Here is a 15,976-nt window from a genome sequence, read left to right as displayed (position 1 = left end):
GACTGTTACCGCTTTAACCGCAGGGTCAGACCTACCGTACGTGGCTGGCCGAGAAAGGCCTTGTAGCTGCCGGACTGGAACGGCGCCGAGAACGCTACCTGGTAATAGGTCACGTCCGTCAGGTTCTGGCCCCATAGCTCCAGCGTCCAGCTCTCGTCCGGCGCACCAATGCTCAGGCGGCCATTATAGAGGGTATAGGCGCGCTGCACCTTGATGGCAGCCAGGTCGGAGCCCGTGTTATAATCACTGTTATACTTGGCGCTGAAACTGGCATTGAAGCGATGACCGCCGATGTTGCGGGTATAGTCGACGCCATAGACGCCCGACCAGCGCGGCGCGAAGGACGCTGTACCGTTGGCCACCAGCGCTAGTCCCGGCACCGCTTCCGGCCCGAACACCGCCTCGTCATAGGTAACCCCGCCATTGAGGATCAAGCCGCCGATGGAATAACGGCTTTCGACCTCGACGCCCTGGCTTTCCAGATGCGGTACCGAATTGACGACGAAATTGGTACCCAGGAAGGTATTGAGCTGGAAGTTGCGGAAGCTCTCATCGAAGGCCGCCATATCCAGGGCCAGGCGCTTCGAGAAGAAGCGGCCCTTGAAGCCAATCTCGACCGATTGCGAGGTTTCGCGCTTGAACGAGGTATCGTGATCCGCCGACAGGTCGCTGTTCTGCTCGCGATCTAGATTGAAGCCAGCCCCCTTCCAGCCCGTTGAATAGGACGCATACGTCATCAGGTTCGGCTTCGCTTGCCATTTCAGCTTGATCGAACCGGTTGTGGCATCGTCGCTGTTCTTCTGGGTCAGGGTCAGGTCGTTGAAAGCCGGATTGGACCAAGGCTGGCAGATGGTACTCATGGAAGCCGTGGCGCTGGCGCAGGCAATGCCGTCATCGCTGTTGCTGTAGCTGGAAGTCAGGCTCTTGGTCTGGTGATTATAACGCAGGCCGCCCAGCAGGGAGACCGTATCGCTGATGAACCATTCGGCATGGCCGAACAGAGCGATATTGCGCTCATGCTGACGATAGGTGTCATGGCTGCCCTCGCCCTCGACAAAGGATTCGCCCACCGGCAGGCCTGTGATTTCCGATACGCGGTCGATATCCGTACCGCCGCTGAGCAGCAGGCCGAGATAGGACTCATAGTCGGCGCCATAGAGGGTTTCGTCGTGGCGCGTCAGGTCTTCCGAATTAGCATAGAGGCCGGTCATCCATTCAAGAGGGCCCGTCTTGCCGTTCAGGCGGATTTCCTGCGACCAGGTGTCGATCCGGTTGCCGAAGCCGCCATTCGGATCGCGGTAATAGATATCGGCGCTTGAAAAATCGGCGTCATAACCATTGGTGTGATCCCAGTGGCGATAAGCGGTGATCGAGGTCAGCTGTACATTATTGGCCAGGCGGATATCCCACTGGGCGGACAGGCCGGTATCGAGGATCTCCTGGCGGGTCGAGCGGTTGGACCAGGCTTCGCGGCCCTTTACATCGACCACCGAGGCCGTACCGTCATCGGAGGCCAGCTGATCGACATAGGCCTGAGTGCCGCCGATAGCGATAGCGGTACCGACACAGCAGTTTTCATCGCGCTTGGTATAGTCACCGATGATGCGCAGGCGCGACCAGCCATCGCCATCGTAAAGCAGCTGTCCACGCGCCGACCAGTAGTTCTGGTCGCCATCCTCTGTTTCGGTGCGCGGACCGTCGCCGGTGTGGACCTTGTATTGTCCATCGCGCTGACGCTTCACCAGCGAGAGCGAACCGGCCCATTTGTCGGCGATCTTGCCAGTGACATAGCCGGCGACACCATAGGTGCCCTGTTCGCCAGCGGTCAGTTCGAGGGTTTGTGAAGGTATAAAGGACGGCAGCTTGCTGACCACCTGGATCACACCCGCCGAGGCGCCCTTGCCATAGATATCCGATTGCGGGCCTTTCAGCACTTCCACACGATCGAGCACGCCGAGGTCGCTCATCGCCGTAGCCGTGCGGGCGCGCGACACGCCATCGATCACCACGCCGACCGAGGAATCGAGACCGGGATTATCACCCACCGTGCCAATTCCGCGCAGGCGCGCCGTGGTCTGGGCCTCGTTGGCCGTGGAGGTGACCAGCAGCGAGGGCGTCAGGGTCTGAATGTCCTTCAGGTCATGCGCCCCGGCCTTTTCGATCTGGTCGGCCGAGACGACCGACATGGCGATCGGTGCGCGGCTCAGCGGCTCGGCCTTCTTCTGTGCGGTGACGATGACCTCGGTAGGCTCGGAACCTTGTTGTGTCTCTTTGGAAAATGCAGGGGTATTCAGCCCCGCCAGCATCAGGCTAGCGAGCGCCGTGCCCGTCATCAGACGGCACGAATGGGTGGAAATCATATTTGGCCTCTTTTTTACAGCCCCATTTTCGGGGTCTATGCCCGCCGCCCTAGGCCTATTGCAAGCCCTTCGCAAGCGCGTAATACGTGTGCGCCGAATATCTTTACGCCAGGTAAATTCGCAAATACCTTACCGGCAAGGGAAAACATCGTTCTCCATACTGACAGGTTTTTCGCGACTGTGGTGCAAAAAAGACAGTTCGGAACCGTCACGGACGCGGTTTACCGCACATGCAGCCCCAGTTCGGAGAGCAGTTCCGCTGCCTGGGCGCGGGAAATGGTCGCGCCCTTGAAGCGGCGGGCGTCTTCCAGCCGGACCCCGCCGATATCGGTGCCGCGCAGGTCGGCGCCTTCAAAACGCGCATCGGTCAGAACCGCATCGCGTAAGCTGCAATCCTCGAAGACCACTCCGCGGAAATCGCAGCGCTGAAGCTCCGCATTGGTCAGGTCGATGGACTTCAGGGTCTGCTTGTTGAAGGCGAAATTGCGCAGCTTGGCATCGTTCAGACGCGTTTCCTCAAAGAGGACATCGAGCGCCTTGGCATCGTTGAAATTGGCCCCGGTCAGCTTGCAGCGGCGGAACTGCGCCTGCGAAACTGTGGCGCCACGAAATTTGCTGTTGTTGAAATCGCAGGCGGTAAAACGGGATTCGGCCAGGTCGGCGCTAGTGAAGTCGGCGTGCGCGCCCTTGCAGGAGATAAATTGCGCGCCGTCCAGCTTGGTGCTGACGAACTTCGCCTTACGGAACAGGCATTGATCGAACACCCAGCCATTGAGGATCATATCGGACAGATCGACCTCATCCAGTTCGCAGCCAACCAAGGTTACGGGTTCGCCCTTATTGGCCAGCAGAAGGACGGCATTGCGGTCAAGGATTTGGTCGCTAATCGTCTGATGGGACTCGGTCATAGGGTTCATAAACGCCAGTTTCAAAGTTTTTCATAAAAGCCGATCCTATCGGTGAATCGATTAAATGTATCCAGCTATCATCGGCATTCAGGACCTTACCCAGAGCAATATATTGTTGTTTGCGCGCTTCCAACTCTTCGTCGCTAACATTGCGATAGTCACCACGTATGCGCCAGCCGCTATCCGGATATTTGTCGCCATCTTGCGCCATATCCGGTTCTTCCCGGTAGATATAATAGACCGGCACACTTTCTTTCGTGACACATGTGTCGACCATACACCGGTCCCAATATTCGCGGTATTCCGGGGAGCGTTCTACATCACGCTCAGTTCGCCACGAAATAACATGGCTGCGCTCAAAATGAACCGAGTCGCCTTCTTTTATCTGCGGCATGTCAAATGGCGTATTTGCGAGCCTTCCTTGCAGAGTGCTTGAAGTAACGGCAGTCACTTCCACCCACATCCGTTCCATATCCCATTCTTTCCCTCTTGGATGGCTACGAAACATCAGTTTGACCAAGTCGCCAGCCTGTATTTGCTGAAGCTCAAAAGAAGCCGGTATGAAAAAAGTATAGGGCGCCTCTTTCGCTATAGGACGCGGATCATCAAGCGTGTAGGTGCCGAAATACCGGCGCCAGAGATTATAAATCGGTTTTGGAAGCCATTTGAGCATGTTCCCAAGCTAATCGGATTAATCCGCTTTGCCAAAAGAAAACCGATGTTGCCACACGCGCTGTCGAGTTATGGGGTTGAGGGGGTCCGTGACCCCTCAACTGTTCCTGATAAATAAAAAGAGCGGCCCTTAAGAAGGACCGCTCTTTTTATTTAGTAGAAGAAGACGAAGGCGGCCTTGTAGCCCTTCGCAGGGCTCCGGGCGTTCGTTGCGGAAATCGAGACATTTAGTCTCGATTTCATCCGGTTTGCTCATAGAGCAAACCGGCGCTCCTCACCCTTCACCCCATCCTCTTAGTCGCGGCGCGGACGGCGCGGGCGGCGCGGACGTTCCGAGCGCTCCTCACCACCTTCAGCCGTTTCCAGTTCCGGCTCTTCACCAGCGGCGGCACGCGCCGCAGCGCGTTCGGCCTTTTCGGCTTCCAGCTTCTCGGTCAGGTCCTCACCGGTTTCCTGATCGACCACCTTCATCGAGAGCTTGGTCTTGCCACGATCGTCGAACCCTAAGAACTTCACCTTCACTTCGTCGCCTTCATTGAGAACGTCCGAGGTCTTGGCGACCTTTTCGTTCTTGATCTGCGAGATGTGAACCAGGCCGTCCTTGGCGCCGAAGAAGTTCACGAACGCGCCGAAATCGACGACCTTCACGACCTTGCCCTTGTAGATGGCGCCGACTTCCGGCTCCGAGGCGATGGACTTGATCCAGTCGCGCGCGGCGTCGATCTTGGCCTGTTCGGAAGCCGCGATCTTGATCGTGCCATCGTCGGCGATGTCGATCTTCGCGCCCGTCTTTTCGACGATCTCACGGATGACCTTGCCGCCGGTGCCGATCACTTCGCGGATCTTGTCCGTGGCGATCTTGATGGTTTCGATCTTCGGGGCAAACTCGCCCAGCTCTTCACGGGCGCCGGAGATGGCCTTGTTCATTTCGCCGAGGATGTGCAGACGGCCGGCGTTCGCTTGGCGAAGCGCCTTGGTCATGATTTCCTCGGTGATGCCGGCCACCTTGATGTCCATTTGCAGCGAGGTGATGCCGTTGGCCGAACCGGCCACCTTGAAGTCCATGTCGCCCAGGTGATCTTCGTCACCCAGGATGTCGGACAGGATGGCGTATTCGCCGGAGGGCTCAAGGATGAGACCCATGGCGATACCCGAAACCGGCGACTTCAGCGGCACGCCGGCGTCCATCAGGGCCAGCGACGAGCCACAGACGGTCGCCATCGAGGAGGAGCCGTTCGACTCGGTGATTTCCGAGACGAGGCGGATCGTATAGGGGAAGTCTTCCGCGGCCGGGAGCATCGGACGGACCGCGCGCCAGGCCAGCTTGCCGTGGCCGATTTCGCGACGGCCGGGCGAACCCATGCGGCCGGTTTCGCCAACGGAATACGGAGGGAAGTTATAGTGCAGGAGGAACTTCTCCTTGTACGTGCCTTCCAGAGCGTCGATGAACTGCTCGTCATCGCCGGTGCCGAGGGTAGCGACGACCAGGGCCTGGGTTTCACCGCGGGTGAACAGGGCCGAACCATGGGTGCGCGGCAGAATGCCGACTTCCGAGACGATCGAGCGGACCTTGTCGACGGCACGGCCGTCAACGCGCTTGCCGTGCTCGATGATGTCGCGACGTAGGACTTCGGCTTCGCATTCCTTGAAGGCAGCGCCGAACTTGGCGGCGTCAACGCCATCCGGATTGGCTTCCGAGACGACGAGCGCTTCGGCGGCCTTGGACTTGGCGGCGCCAACGGCGTCATGGCGCGGGTGCTTTTCCTGGATGGTGTAGGCGTCGCGGATGTCCTGGCCGACCAGCTTCTTGATGTCGGCGACGATGCCCGAGAAGTCTTCGGCTTCGAAGTCGAACGGTTCCTTGGCGACGTGTTCGGCCATTTCGAGGATGGCGTCGATCATCGGCTGCATGCCGCGGTGCGCGAACATCAGGGCGCCGAGCATCTTGTCTTCCGACAGTTCCTTGGCTTCCGATTCCACCATCATCAGGGCGTCTTGCGTACCGGCGACGACGAGGTCGAGTTCCGATTCCTTCATCTGGTCGAGGGTCGGGTTCAGGACGTATTCGCCATCGATCACGCCAACGCGGGCGCCGCCGATCGGGCCCATGAAGGGCACACCGGAGAAGGTCAGGGCCGCAGAGGCGGCGACCATGGCGACGATATCCGGATCATTTTCCATGTCGTGCGACAGGACGGTGCAGACAACCTGCACTTCGTTCTTGAAGCCCTTGACGAACAGCGGGCGGATCGGACGGTCGATCAGGCGCGAAACCAGGGTTTCCTTTTCCGACGGGCGGCCTTCGCGCTTGAAATAACCACCGGGGATCTTGCCGGCGGCGAAGGCCTTTTCCTGATAGTTGACGGTCAGCGGGAAGAAGTCCTGACCGGGCTTCGGCTTGCGCGCGTAAACGACGGTGGCCAGGACGGTGGTCTCACCGTAGGTGGCCAGCACGGCCGAGTCGGCCTGACGGGCAACGCGGCCCGTTTCCAGCGTGAACTTGCGACCAGCCCAATCGATGGATTTTCTTTTGATGTCGAACATTTGTCTTCTTTCATTCGGCTCCGAAACAGCCCCATGCCGTTGCGGAGGTGGCCGCTTTTCAATAGCGGCGCGTGTAAGGGGCCTTTTCGTTTCGGCCCAGCGTATAAGCGAAGGACGGTCCTTCGCCGGGTGTGTAAGCAGGCCGGATACAAGCCGGCAGGGTGTATAGTCCGCCGTTTTGGCGACAGAAATTTGACTGGAAGCCAGCCAATATAGAACAAGGGCTTGAGAGGTTTCCCAAGCCCTTGGTTGAAACTTAGCGGCGCAGGCCGAGGGTTTCGATGATCGCGGTGTAGCGATCGGTGTGACGGTTCTTCAGGTAGTCGAGAAGGCGACGACGCTGCGATACCATTTTCAGGAGGCCGCGGCGGCTGTGGTTGTCCTTCTTGTGTTCCTTGAAGTGCTCGGTGAGGTTGGCGATGCGTTCCGAGAGGATCGCGATCTGAACTTCGGCGCCGCCGGTGTCATTGGCGGTACGAGCGTGGGTCTTGATGACTTCCGACTTACGGTCAGCAGTAATCGACATCGGGTTTCTCCTTATTGAGAAGCTATAGGTTCAATAGACGCGACGGATGAAGTATCCCGCCGCGCAGTTCGCACAGAGCGAGAACCTGGCCATTGAACACCGCCTGAACCGTATCGGGAAACTCATGATAGCCGTCATCGAGACGGGCTTTCAGAGCCGCTTTCAAGGGTTCAATCTGACGGGGCAGAAGGGCAAGGTCGCGTCCCTGCTTCAATCTTGCGGCCTCGTCTTGCGTTACAGGCAGGCCCGGGATGTCGTCCAGTGCCGTCTCTACGCCAAGCAAAGCCTCAAGATGGGCGCCTCTATGCACTAATTCCTCAAGCTTTTCCAGTGTTATTGAGTCTTTTGTCTCAAACGCCCCCACCGCCTCACGGCGCAGGGTGGTGACATGGCCGCAGACGCCCAGCTCCAGGCAGAGGTCACGGGCGATGGAGCGGACATAGGTGCCCTTGCCGCAATGGAGCGTGAAGATCGCTGTCTCGCCGGTGAAATCGTCCAGCGCCAGATCGAACACCTCGATCTCACGGGCTTTCAGTTCAACCTCGACGCCTTCGCGGGCCAGGTCATAGGCGCGCTTGCCATCGACCTTGATGGCGGAAAAAGCCGGCGGTACCTGTTCGATCAGGCCGATGAACTGCGGAATGGCGGCTTCAACAGCTTCTTTCGTGGGCCGTGCATCGGACTCGGCAATGGTCCGACCTTCGGCGTCGTAACTGTCAGTCGTGCGCCCAAAGGTGATGGTGAAGCTATAGACCTTGTCCGCTTCCATCAGATAGGGGACAGTCTTGGTCGCTTCGCCGAGCGCAATCGGCAATATGCCGGTGGCCAGCGGATCGAGCGTACCGGCGTGACCGGCCTTCTGCGCCTGGAACAGCCAGCGTATCTTGCCGACCGCCGAGGTCGAAGTCATTTCGAGCGGTTTGTCGAAACAGATCCAGCCATGGATCGCTTCGCCTTTTTTCTTACGTGCCATGAATAAATTCCTCCTCTCCTGTAGCGAAGCGTACGGGGGAGGTGGCGGGCTTGTCCCGCCGGAAGGGGCCATGCTGACGGTGGTTTGCCCCCCCGTCAGCGACTTCGCTCTGACACCTCCCCCGTACGCTTCGCGACAGGGGAGGAGAAGACGCTTACTTATTCCTCGTCCTCATCATCGTGATGCAGGTCACGCGCAATATCCGGACGCATGAACAACGCGTCAATCCGCGCCGCTTCATTGAAGCTTTCGTCATGCAGGAAGCGCAGGTCGGGCGTGAACTTCATCTCGATATGCTTGCCCAGGATTCCGCGCAGGAATTTGGAGTGCCGGTTCAGGGCATCAACCGCCGGGCCAATCTGTTCCTTGCTAATGGTCACACCACCCAAGCCGGCGCCGAGCGGTTCCACAAACACTGTAGCGTGGCGCAGGTCGGGCGAGCAGCGCACCTCGGTGACCGTGATCGAGACGTTATGCAGCGCCTCATCATGGATTTCTTCTTCGCGAAGGATTTCGACCAGGGCGTGACGCACCAGTTCACCGGCGCGCAACTGGCGCTGGGTGGGGCCCAGTTCGGCCGGCGCCCGGCCGTGGGATTTATCTTTAAAAGAGCGTTTCATCACGTCCATATAAGCGTTTCTGATGATTTTTCTATCCAAAAAAAACGAATGCGCTATGCAGGGCAAGTCGAGTAATTGTCAGGCAAAGATATGGCCGCTCTTAAATCTGGTTTCGTCCCTCGTATGGAGGGCCTTGATGCTTTGCGTGGCTTCGCTCTGATGGGTCTGTTCCTGGTGCATATGCCGGAAGAATATGAACTCTATTGGGCGCACCCGACCACCGATCCGACCCAGCTTTTGTGGCACAACATCATCTTCACCCTCTTCTCCGGAAAGGCCTTCGCGCTACTGGCCCTGTGCTTCGGCGTTTCCTTTTTCATCATCATGGACCGCTCGGCGAAACGGGGAGTCGATTTCACCGGCCGCTTTATCTGGCGGCTTGCATTGCTGGGCCTGATCGGTTTCCTGCACGGGCTCTGGTACAGAGGGGATATTCTCGACGTGCTCGCGGTAATGGGCCTGTTTTTGCTTCCCTTCTATCGCCTCAAGAACAATGCCCTGATCATCCTCTTAGCCCTTTTCTTCCTGCTGCAACCCATCATGATCTTCCAGATGATCAGCGCGCTGCATGGCGCGGAGTGGGCGAACCAGGCGCCCTTCTTCTCGACAGACAAGATGCCGCAGGCCTATCTGACCGGCAAGAGCCTGCTGGCTACCATCCAGGCCGATGCCAGTGATGGCCGCCTCCTGAAGTGGGATTTCATGTATTCTTCGGGCCGCTTGAGTCAGATCATGGGGCTTTCACTGATCGGCCTTGTGCTTGGCCGCATCGATTTCTTTCGCCAGCCGCAAAAGTTCGCCTGGGCGCGCATGATCGGATTTCTGATTGCCGCAGTATGCACGATCGCCCTTTACGCAAACAAAGCAAAACTGATCGCGCTCGTGCCCGGTTCCGACAAGATGATCATGCCGCATAGTCTCTGGAACACGATGGTTGCGAGCTGGCTGGATCTCAGCCTGACGGCTGTGCTGATGTTTGGTTTCCTCTGCCTCTATTACAGTTTCGCGCACAAGCTTCTGAATCTGCTGGCGCCGGCCGGCCGTATGACCCTGACCCTTTATGTAGGCCAGTCCCTGATCTTCGTGCCTGTGTTTTACAGTTTTGGACTTAATCAGCAGGCGACCATGCTGCAATCGACCGCTATCCTGATTGCCATCCCGGCCTTTATCGCCCAGGTTGCTTTTGCTCACCTGTGGTTCCGTTATTTCCTGTACGGTCCACTGGAATGGTTGTGGCGCGCGGCAACTTACCTGACGGTGAAGGTGCCATTTATCCGAAGAAGCGCCTCTGCCTGAATTTCCAGTATGGCCTTTAGCGGAAGATAGAGTCCCAGCCGGTTCCACGGCGCATTCATCGCCCGCTGCCTAAGGCCATCGATATAGGTATTGGCCAGCCATGCCGACAGGGCGAACAGCCCGCAGACATAGGCGATGGCGGCATCGATAGCCTCGTAAATCTCCGGTGTCGGATTATGCACGGGCCGGAAACGCAGAGGTAAGCGACGAGTATCCCGCGGCGTGATTTGTCTGCGGATGAACGCCTCCAGGTTTTCGCTGCGGAATTTCAGCCGGTTCGACCGAGCCTCCGGCTGGATATGATCGCCGGCATCAACGGCGTAATAGGCGAGCACAGCCTCACAGACGGCGACGCTGTAGACATATTGCCGATGGCCTTGCCAGTTCAGGATATGGTGAGGCGAGGCACAAGGTCGACCCAGATGCGCTTTGATCGCCCGGATGCGCGGCTTCACCGTCGCCCAGTCACGGCCGATCGTGCCGATGTGGGCATTGCGCACGCCACACAGGACGGCCAGTCCACGCTGGGTCAGATAGGGACTGCCATCGCTCAGGAGCCCCATGCCAATGCCGCCAGCTTCGATGTAGGCCGCGATAGTTATTTCACATTTAGTTGTTTCGACAGATTTTTTTCGCGCCTCAGGCGTATTGCCCTGCGGTAAATCGAACATCGCGCCGCCCCTCGGAAGCTGGTTGTTTGTCATAAAAGCTTACGCGACAAGGCACTGCTATTTATAGTGCAGCGCAAACAGGTCAGGATCAAGGGTGCGGCTAAAGGTTCCATCTTCACGATTTTGTTAATACAAAATTTACCCTGAGAGGGTTTCCATGGGTTGATTATTTTTGACTTTTCAGTGAAATAATCGTTTTTGGTGTATTTGCGTATCGTGGAGTACCTGTTTTGGCGAAATTTGTAACGCAGGACGCTTTCATTTTTGACGAACCTGTCAATACTTCCGAAGCGCCATATATCGTCGATTATACTGTACTGCCCTCACCTGCCGAGGCAGATAACTCCCTGAAATCACGAACATCCGAACGGAAAATACCGCTGGTCCTGACACTGGCGGTTATGTCGGTGATTTGCGGCGGCTTCTGGGCAGGCGCTGTACTTCTCATGCTCCGCTGGCTCCATTCTTGATGACAAACTAACCGCCTCAAGCCCGTTACTTATTAATTTTTTCTTTTTTTCACCTAAAAAAGCCAGATTTCGCATTTAAATTCGCTTGATAGCCGAAATCCGTGTTAAATTACTCTGCAACCTCGCGAAGAAAACGCCATGCAACGCCCGTCAAAGCCCACAGCTGCCAGCATAAGCTACGCTCAGGCCCCCTACATTTCCGCCTTCATGGCGCGGCAGGATTTCGAGCGTCTGTTCGGTACGCAGGGTCACAAGCGAGTCGCCGCGGATAACCGCAAGCTGCCCTTCATCTATACCTTGGGCGCCATGACCGTTTACTGCACCATCTTCTGGGTCGCGGTCTTCAAGATCATCTTCTAGTTAAAAACGATCGTTTTCGCACCGTTGATAATCACCCGGCGCTCGGCATGCCAGGTCACGGCACGCGCCAGAACCCGCGCCTCGATATCCTGACCTATGGCCACCAGTTGCTCTGGTGTCAGACCATGGTGGACTCGCTGGACATCCTGCTCGATGATCGGGCCCTCATCCAGATCCGACGTGACATAATGCGCCGTAGCGCCGATGATCTTCACCCCCCGCGCATGCGCCTGGTGATAGGGCTTGGCGCCCTTGAAACTCGGCAGGAAGGAATGGTGGATATTGATGCACCGGCCCTCCAGCTTGCGCGCCAGATCATCTGACAGAATCTGCATATAGCGCGCCAGCACCACCAGATCCGCCTGGTAATCCTCGATCAGTTTCAGGAACTCGGCTTCCTGTTCCGCCTTGCCAATGCCTTTGGTCGGCAGGCAGACGTAAGGAATACCACTCCATTCCACCAGTGACCGCATATCGTCGTGGTTCGACATCACGCAGACGATATCGACCGGCAGCAGGCCGGAACGCCAGCGATACAGGAGTTCGTTCAGGCAATGGCCAAACTTCGAGACCGCGATCAGGGCTTTCGGCTTGTTGGAGAGATTAAAGATATCCCAGTCCATCGAGAAGCGGTGCGCGATCGGCTTGAAACCGTCACGCAGGGTCGCCATCGGCGGCATCTTCGGCCCTGCCTGCTTGAAGACGACCCGGACATAGAACATGTCACCAAGCGCATCGTTAAACTGGTTGGATTCGACAATAGAGATGTCGTTGTCATTCAGGTAGCCAGAAACAGCGGCGACGATGCCACGGGTATCCGGGCACTTGATGATCAGGACATAATGGGCGGGGTCGAATTCGGTCGTATCGAGCATGGTTTGGCAATAGCACGCAAATATTGAGAAAAGTCAAAGGTTTCAAAAGAAAGCTATTGAATGCCAAATTCTCTCTCGATGCGCCAAGTTACAGGGCTAACGAGTACACCAAATGAGTTGATCGAAGCTCCAGCATAGTGGTTTCCTGACTTTTCGTCAGGCAAATAGGTGATCTCGAACACATACCTTTCACGTATATAGCCGTGAAAACTAATGCGAAAATTCTTGTCAGACCATCGCCTTGTCTGATGCACGTAGTCAAGGACAACAGGCAGAAGGTCCGCTTCCGTCGCCTCTATTTCCGTATGGCTTACAGTCGGCGTGCCAGGCGGTACATATGGCCAGACTTTGAGCGGCCGATTTGACGAACAACTACACAAGCAAGCGATACAGGCCAATATAACAAGCCGCTTCATGTAATCCCCTAAAGTATCGTGGGGTCGCGGACCCCACACCCCATAACAGTCTCAGAGATTTAAGTGCCGTTGCAACCCCGAAAAAGCAAAAGGCCCGGAATGATCCGGGCCTGATGCTTTTGACAAGAGTTACAAGGTCCGCTTGATTTCCTCGACCGTGAAGCACTCGATGAAATCGCCCTTCTTGAGGTCCTGGAAGCCGTTGAAGGCCATGCCGCATTCCTGCGACACCTGCACCTCGTTGACCTCGTCCTTGAAGCGCTTGAGCGTCGACAGAATACCCATTTCCTGGATGACAACGTCGTCACGCAGAATACGGATACGCGCGCCTTTCTGCATCCGGCCTTCCTTGACGATACAGCCCGCCACCTTGCCGACCTTCGAGATATCGAAGACTTCGAGGATTTCGGCATTACCGAGGAAGGTTTCACGCTGAATCGGGGCCAGCATGCCGGACATGACGCCCTTGATGTCATCGATCAGGTCATAGATGATCGAATAGTAGCGGATTTCCACGCCTTCACGCTCGGCCAGGTCACGCGCCTGCTTGCCGGCACGGACGTTGAAGCCGATGATCGGTGCGCCCGAACCCTTGGCCAGCTGGACATCGGATTCAGTGATGGCACCGGCGGCCGAATGGATAATGCGGGCGCGGACTTCGTCGGTCGACAGCTTTTCCAGCGAGCCGACAATGGCTTCGCCCGAACCCTGCACGTCCGACTTGATGATCAGCTGCAGTTCCTTGGCCTTGTTGGAAGCCAGCTTCGACATCATGTCGCTCAGCGACACAGCACCGACCGGAGCGATCGTCTTTTCGCGGCGGACGCGCTCGCGGTATTCCGTGATTTCACGGGCGCGGGCATCATTTTCCACCACGGCGAAGGCTTCACCGGGGTCCGGCGCGCCGTCAAGACCGAGGATTTCCACCGGCTGCGACGGACCTGCCTCGTTCAGTTGCTCGTTGCGCTCGTTAATCAGGGCGCGAACACGACCGAACGAAGAACCGGCGACGACGATATCGCCGCGCTTCAGCGTACCGCGCTTGACCAGGACGGTGGCCACCGGGCCCCGGCCCTTGTCGAGCTTGGCTTCGATGACAATACCCTCGGCCGTGCGGTCCGGATTGGCGCGCAGATCGAGCACTTCGGCCTGCAACAGGATAGCTTCGATCAGCTGGTCGAGACCTTGGCGGGTCTTGGCCGAAACCTCAACGACCTGCGTATCGCCGCCCAGGGCTTCTACGACCACTTCATGCTGAAGCAGTTCATTGATGATGCGTTCCGGCTTGGCGCCCGGCTTGTCCATCTTGTTGATGGCCACGATGATCGGCGTCTTGGCGGCGCGGGCGTGGTTGATGGCTTCGATCGTCTGCGGCATGACGCCGTCATCCGCCGCCACCACCAGCACCACGATATCGGTTACATTGGCGCCGCGGGCGCGCATGGCCGAGAAGGCGGCGTGGCCCGGCGTATCCAGGAAGGTGACGCGGTCGCCCGACGGCACCTTGATCTGATAGGCGCCGATATGCTGGGTGATGCCGCCGGCTTCGCCGGAAGCGACATCGGCCGAACGCAGGGCGTCGAGCAGCGAGGTCTTGCCGTGGTCGACGTGACCCATAACGGCCACGACCGGCGGACGCACGATGGTATCGTCGTCATGATCCTCGGCATCGATGAAGCCTTCCAGAACGTCGGATTCCGACACGCGTTTGACGGTGTGGCCGAATTCCGAAGCCACCAGTTCGGCGGTATCGGTATCGATCACATCATTGATCTTCAGCATCATGCCCTGCTTCATCAGCATCTTGATGATGTCGACAGCGCGCACCGCCATACGGTTGGACAGCTCCTGAACGGTGATGACGTCAGGAATGACGACTTCACGCGCCACACGCGCCTGCTCGACCTGGGAACCCTTGCGCTTTTCACGTTCCCGCTCACGAGCCCGGCGCACCGAGGCCAGCGAACGCATGCGATCGGCAGTGCCCTCGTCGTCACCGACTACGGCCTGCAGAGTCAGGCGACCTTCGCGGCGCTTGGGCTCGCCGCGTGTTTGCGACACGGCCTTGACCGGTGCACCGGCCTTGCCGCGCTTCACGCCACGATCATCATCATCCCCTGACTTGCGGGTATCAAGCGCCTTGCTGCCGATGCCACCCGTGCCACGGCTGGAGCGGATGCGATCCACTTCCGGCGTGGCAGGCGCATTGGCGGCAACGCCCTGACCGGGACGCGGCGGACGCGGCGAATTGACGTTATAGCGAACGGTTTCACCCCGCTCCGGACGCGGGGCGTTCGGATCGCGCGGCGGGCGCGGCGCATTGGGATCACGCGGCGTGAACGGACGGTTCGGATCGCGCGGCGGACGCGGCGCGTTCGGGTCACGCGGCGTATACGGACGGTCGCCCTGCGGACGATCGCCGCGCGGCGGATAAGGCGTGCGGCCGCCTTCGTTGCGATGACCGTCACGTTGACCGTCTCTGGGACGATCACCCTGCGGACGATCGCCGCGCTGGCCCTGATAGCCGCCTTGCGGACGATCGCCTTGCGGGCGTTCACTACGCTGGTCATAACGCGGCGCACGCTCATTGCGGAAAGCCGGTTGTTGCGGCGCTGCCGGACGCGGGGTCTCGGCCGCCGGTTGCGGGGCCGGTGTCACAGTCGGTTGCGGCGCGGCCGCTTCAGCCCGCGGGACCGGTTGAGGTGCGGTCGGTTGCGGGGCTTGAGGCACGACTGGAGCAGGGGCGGGCTTCGCCGCTTCCGCGCGAGCCGCCGCGGCACGGGCATCAGCTGCCTTGCGTTCCTGATCGGCCAGGGCGGCAGCGATGGCGCGCTGGCGCGCGTCCTGCTCTTCCTGACGCAGATTGCCGGCGTTGCCGCCACCTTGCGCCGGACGCGGGGCCTGGGCCTGTTGCGGACGGTTGATTTCGGGCGGCGCGGGACGAACGTGACCGGACGGCGCACCGGCGGGCGGCGTACCGATGCGGCGCTTGGTTTCGACCACTACCGTCTTGGAACGGCCATGGCTGAAGCTCTGCTTGACCGTGCCTGTCGACACATTGCCACCGACACGCGGCTTCAGCGTGAGCGGCGTACGCTCACGGTTGGCAGGCTGGTCGTTATTCTTGTCGTCTTTTCCGTCGCTCATCCGGCTTGTCTACTAACCTTTTGCGAAACCTGACCCTAGTGCCAGACTTCTGTTTCAATAATATTTCGTCGCGTGGAACGTCCGATCACGGATCAGCCGTCCCTTACGAGCGCTCGCCATTGCACCGTGGCCGTATAC

Annotated in this window: 12 protein-coding genes; 2 read left to right on the top strand and 10 right to left on the bottom strand. The window is 58.5% G+C overall.

Annotated elements, in window-relative coordinates; all coding sequences use genetic code 11:
- Positions 1 to 5 precede the first annotated feature (5 nt).
- The 7 genes from QM647_RS04880 to rbfA all read right to left on the bottom strand — a co-directional run bounded on the left by QM647_RS04880 (position 6) and on the right by rbfA (position 8,603).
- Positions 6 to 2,360, bottom strand: a complete 2,355-nt coding sequence (locus QM647_RS04880; RefSeq protein WP_414994347.1) for a TonB-dependent receptor — start codon at positions 2,358 to 2,360, stop codon at positions 6 to 8.
- 221 nt (positions 2,361 to 2,581) lie between these two features.
- Positions 2,582 to 3,268, bottom strand: a complete 687-nt coding sequence (locus QM647_RS04875) for a pentapeptide repeat-containing protein (RefSeq protein ID WP_414994346.1) — start codon at positions 3,266 to 3,268, stop codon at positions 2,582 to 2,584.
- The gene (locus tag QM647_RS04870) at positions 3,243 to 3,941 is read right to left on the bottom strand and encodes a DUF2185 domain-containing protein (RefSeq protein ID WP_414994345.1); all 699 of its coding nucleotides are present in this window, start codon (positions 3,939 to 3,941) and stop codon (positions 3,243 to 3,245) included. Before QM647_RS04870 ends, QM647_RS04875 begins: the two co-directional genes overlap by 26 nt.
- A 293-nt stretch (positions 3,942 to 4,234) precedes the next feature.
- Positions 4,235 to 6,484 (bottom strand): polyribonucleotide nucleotidyltransferase, encoded by a 2,250-nt coding sequence (gene pnp, locus QM647_RS04865; RefSeq protein WP_414994344.1) that lies wholly within the window; start codon positions 6,482 to 6,484, stop codon positions 4,235 to 4,237.
- Between the two features lie 256 nt (positions 6,485 to 6,740).
- Positions 6,741 to 7,010 (bottom strand): 30S ribosomal protein S15, encoded by a 270-nt coding sequence (rpsO, locus tag QM647_RS04860; protein WP_414994343.1) that lies wholly within the window; start codon positions 7,008 to 7,010, stop codon positions 6,741 to 6,743.
- 22 nt (positions 7,011 to 7,032) lie between these two features.
- Positions 7,033 to 7,983 carry a tRNA pseudouridine(55) synthase TruB gene (gene truB / locus QM647_RS04855; RefSeq protein ID WP_414994342.1) on the bottom strand — a complete coding sequence of 317 codons (951 nt, stop codon included), beginning with the start codon at positions 7,981 to 7,983 and terminating at the stop codon, positions 7,033 to 7,035.
- Positions 7,984 to 8,141: 158 nt separating this feature from the next.
- Positions 8,142 to 8,603 (bottom strand): 30S ribosome-binding factor RbfA, encoded by a 462-nt coding sequence (gene rbfA / locus QM647_RS04850; RefSeq protein ID WP_414994341.1) that lies wholly within the window; start codon positions 8,601 to 8,603, stop codon positions 8,142 to 8,144.
- Positions 8,604 to 8,693: 90 nt separating this feature from the next.
- Between rbfA and QM647_RS04845 the strand changes: the two genes are divergently transcribed.
- Positions 8,694 to 9,899 (top strand): DUF418 domain-containing protein, encoded by a 1,206-nt coding sequence (locus QM647_RS04845; protein WP_414994340.1) that lies wholly within the window; start codon positions 8,694 to 8,696, stop codon positions 9,897 to 9,899.
- On the opposite strand, the gene QM647_RS04840 is transcribed toward QM647_RS04845, so the two are convergent.
- Complete coding sequence (locus tag QM647_RS04840) at positions 9,851 to 10,570, bottom strand: hypothetical protein (RefSeq protein WP_414994339.1); 720 nt, start codon at positions 10,568 to 10,570, stop codon at positions 9,851 to 9,853. The genes QM647_RS04845 and QM647_RS04840 overlap by 49 nt on opposite strands.
- Positions 10,571 to 11,178: 608 nt before the next feature.
- On the opposite strand from QM647_RS04840, the gene QM647_RS04835 reads away from it, so the two are divergent.
- A complete protein-coding gene (locus QM647_RS04835; RefSeq protein WP_414994338.1) occupies positions 11,179 to 11,400 on the top strand; it encodes a hypothetical protein in 222 nt (73 codons plus the stop codon).
- Here QM647_RS04835 and purU read toward each other — a convergent pair.
- Complete coding sequence (purU, locus tag QM647_RS04830; RefSeq protein WP_414994337.1) at positions 11,397 to 12,275, bottom strand: formyltetrahydrofolate deformylase; 879 nt, start codon at positions 12,273 to 12,275, stop codon at positions 11,397 to 11,399. The genes QM647_RS04835 and purU overlap by 4 nt on opposite strands.
- Before the next feature lie 545 nt (positions 12,276 to 12,820).
- The gene (infB, locus tag QM647_RS04825; RefSeq protein ID WP_414994336.1) at positions 12,821 to 15,838 is read right to left on the bottom strand and encodes a translation initiation factor IF-2; all 3,018 of its coding nucleotides are present in this window, start codon (positions 15,836 to 15,838) and stop codon (positions 12,821 to 12,823) included.
- Between the last annotated feature and the right edge of the window lie 138 nt (positions 15,839 to 15,976).

This window comes from Asticcacaulis sp., assembly GCF_047605585.1.
Taxonomy (GTDB): Bacteria; Pseudomonadota; Alphaproteobacteria; order Caulobacterales; family Caulobacteraceae; genus Asticcacaulis.
Note: the sequence above shows the minus strand (reverse complement) of the source record. Positions and strands in the feature narration are given on the sequence as shown.